General features: G+C 69.8%; 4 protein-coding genes. 2 read left to right on the forward strand and 2 right to left on the reverse strand.

Features of this window, described 5'->3' with window-relative positions:
* The first annotated feature begins 123 nt into the window (after window positions 1–123).
* Both ACZ6O2_RS36420 and ACZ6O2_RS36425 read left to right on the forward strand, forming a co-directional pair.
* Entirely contained in the window at window positions 124–1,605 is a 1,482-nt protein-coding gene (locus ACZ6O2_RS36420) for a LuxR C-terminal-related transcriptional regulator (RefSeq protein ID WP_466026205.1), read from the forward strand.
* 54 nt (window positions 1,606–1,659) lie between these two features.
* On the forward strand, window positions 1,660–1,959 hold the full coding sequence (locus ACZ6O2_RS36425) for a hypothetical protein (protein WP_466026206.1): 300 nt from the start codon (window positions 1,660–1,662) through the stop codon (window positions 1,957–1,959).
* A gap of 6 nt (window positions 1,960–1,965) precedes the next feature.
* On the opposite strand, the gene ACZ6O2_RS36430 is transcribed toward ACZ6O2_RS36425, so the two are convergent.
* A complete protein-coding gene (locus ACZ6O2_RS36430) occupies window positions 1,966–2,307 on the reverse strand; it encodes a DUF1330 domain-containing protein (RefSeq protein WP_466026207.1) in 342 nt (113 codons plus the stop codon).
* 55 nt (window positions 2,308–2,362) lie between these two features.
* A complete protein-coding gene (locus ACZ6O2_RS36435) occupies window positions 2,363–2,731 on the reverse strand; it encodes a nuclear transport factor 2 family protein (protein WP_466026208.1) in 369 nt (122 codons plus the stop codon).
* Window positions 2,732–3,001: the final 270 nt, after the last annotated feature.

Here is a 3,001-nt window from a genome sequence, read left to right on the forward strand (position 1 = left end):
TCCTGCACTGGTCGATCTGGCGACGAACATCCCAATCCCGAGCCCGCCGATCCCACTACCAGCGCAGACAGGCCAGGTGACGTTGGAGTACTAGCGGCGGAGGCGGCGCTGGAGGCGGGTGATGTGGAGCGTGCCAGAGTCCTCGGGGGCCGCGCCGCCCGGCGATTGAACGAGGCCCCGCCGGTCAAGGCGCGAATCGCCCAGGTGCGGGCCCTCGCGGACTTCTGGCAGGGCTCCTACCCTGCCGCTCACCGGTTGCTGCTCGACGGCGCCGGCCTCATCCGCGACACCGATCCGGGGCAGGCCGCCGCGTTGCTGGTCCAGGCCGTCCACACCTCTTGGTACCTGGGGGAACGGCAGCTCGCGGCAACGCTGGACCGGCTGGCCGCGCTGCCGTTGGACGATGCGGATCCACTCGCGCCGGTGCGGCGCTACCTCGTCCACCTCGACCAGGCCCGTTCCGAGCGGCCGCCGCCGCTGGGCGACACCCTCGCGGCGGTGCGACGGCGGGGCCGAGTTCCCGACCAGGCGTTGATGATCCTCTGCGGAGCGGCGCTCGCGTTGGGTCAGGACGCCGACGCCTACGAGCTGGCGACCGCGCTCGCCGCGGAACACCGCGCCCGGGGCGGCGCCGGGCGGCTGCCGACGGTGCTGTTCTTCATGGCCGAGGGCGAGGTGTTCGCCGGACGACACCTGGACGCGCTCGCCACGGCGACCGAAGCCCTGGGGCTCGCCCGCGACACCGGCCAGCAGCAGTGGGTCAGCCAGTTCAGCAGCGTGCTCGCCTACCTCCACGCGGCCAAGGGAGAGGAGGCGGCCTGCCGGCGCAACGCCGAGGAGGGGCTGGCGGGGACCACCGCCGGAGCCGTCTCTCCCGGCGCGCCGTGGGCGTACTGGTCTCTCGGGCTGCTGGACCTCGGTCTCGGCCGCGCCGAGGCGGCGCTCGCCCGCTTCGAGCGCCTGACCCGCGAGCCGATGCGCCATCACATCTGCGCCACCCGCTCCGCTCCGGACCTGGTGGAGTCGGCCGTACGAATGGGGGCACCGGATCGCGCCGCCGAGCCTCTGGCGCGCCTGCAGCGCTGGGCCGGGTCGGTCCGGCAACCGTGGGCCGACGCCCTCGTGCTGCGCTGCCGTGGGCTGCTCGCCGCCGACGACCAGGCCGAGGCGTTCTACACGGCGGCCCTCGAACTGCACGACCGGGACGGCCGCACGCTGGAGTACGCCAGAACCGCGCTGCTCTACGGCGAGTGGCTGCGCAGGGCTCGACGGAAGGCCGAGGCGCGCTGGCCGTTGAACGATGCCCTGGAGGTCTTCGACCGGCTCGGCATGCGGCCGTGGGCCGAACGCGCTCGCGGCGAGCTCACCGCAAGCGGCGTCCAGGACCAGGGCCCAGCGCCGGCCGAAGGCGTGGCCGCCGGCCTTACCCCGCAGGAACTGCAGATCGCCCGGCTCGCCGCGCAAGGCCTGTCCAACCGCGACATCGCCGCGCAACTCTTCCTCAGCCACCGGACAGTCGGCTACCACCTCTACAAGGCCTATCCCAAGCTCGGCATCGCCTCCCGGAGCGAGCTCAAGGATTTCGCCGATCAACTGGGGCTGTGAGACCTTGTCCCGATGATCAGTCCGATACAAGTGCTTCCTGGACGAATGCTCTCCGTGGACGTCGATGACGTCCCGCCGGTCGCGCTGGCTCCCGGTGTCCATGTACGGACGCTGCCGGGCATGCCGGGAATCAGAACGTGGGTGATCGACATCGCCCCGGGCGCCGAATGGCCCGACCTCGACGTCCACGAAACCTACGGCGAGGCGTACTTCGTCGTACACGGCGAAATCATCGAAGGCGAGCGCATCCACGGTCCGGGCACCTACGTCGCCTTCGGCCCGAAGACGAGCCACCGGCCCCGTACTGAGACCGGCGTGCGCGCCTTCGGCTTCAACTACGACGCTATCGGTTGACGACTATCAGAGACCCTTCCTGAGCGCGGCGGCCATCGCGGCCGAATCATGGTCGGGACCGACACCACCGACGATGATCACCTCACCCTCCAGATGCTTCGTACGCAGCGGGAGGATCGCCTGGTAGGCGGCCGACTCGTACCAGTCCCGCGCGTCCTGCCCCGACGGGAACTGGAGCATGACCACGCTCCCGGGCCACCCGCCCTCGCGGACATCCACCGGTCCGCCATGGACGATGAACCGGCCGGAGAACGGATCCATCGTCGCCTGAATCCTCTCCATGTACTCCAGCACATCCGGGTGGAGTTCTTCCGAATCACGAAGATGCGCGATCACATAGGCCGTCATGGCTTCTCCTTTGTTCGATTGGGGCGGACCGGCCCAGCGGTCCGCCCCGCGGTGTTCAGACTCCGGCCGGCACCTTGTCGAGGAAGCCGAGCACCTGGCTGATCCGCCCGTCGGCGCCGATCACCGCGACGTCGAAGCCGATGACGACCGGGTCAGCACCCTCAGGTCCCAGGTGCCAGGTGAATCGCGCGATGTCGTGGTGGGCGTCCACGGCGCCGCCGAGGCTGAAGACCAGCCCGCCGAACTGCCCCTGGACCGCCGCGATGGTGGCGTCGAGCCCGTCCCTGCCCTGAACGGAGACCAGCGGGTCGGTGTACACCGCGTCCTCGGCGAAGACCTCCGCCAGAACGGCCTGCCGCGCGGCGGCGTCGGTCTCGTTCCAAGCGGCGAGGTAGCGCTGGACCAGCTCGTTCATGTCGCTCATGTCTCTCTCCTCCGTGGTCGTGCCCTCTTGTGAACACCACGCTAGGGACACAGGAACGACGGGGAATCTGACATGCTTAAGTACTTTCGCCCACGCCTTCAGTACGCAGCCGGCTCGCACCAGCCAGCGGCGCGTCTCGGCGGCGACGTCGTCCCGACGACGGGCAGGCTTCGTGACGGTAGTTGTCAAGTCAAACTGAGACGGTCTGTGTCTGCTGGGTTGGCTGGTTGATCCACGCTTCGTCGGGCAGTTTGGGTGCGCGTGGCCGGT

This window comes from Micromonospora sp. NPDC048040 (assembly GCF_055587185.1).

Excerpts from the sequence above, each read along its gene's own strand:
- ACZ6O2_RS36430 (WP_466026207.1), bottom strand. The coding sequence starts at position 2,307 with ATGACGGCCTATGTGATCGCGCATCTTCGTGATTCGGAAGAACTCCAC.
- ACZ6O2_RS36435 (WP_466026208.1), bottom strand. The coding sequence starts at position 2,731 with ATGAGCGACATGAACGAGCTGGTCCAGCGCTACCTCGCCGCTTGGAAC.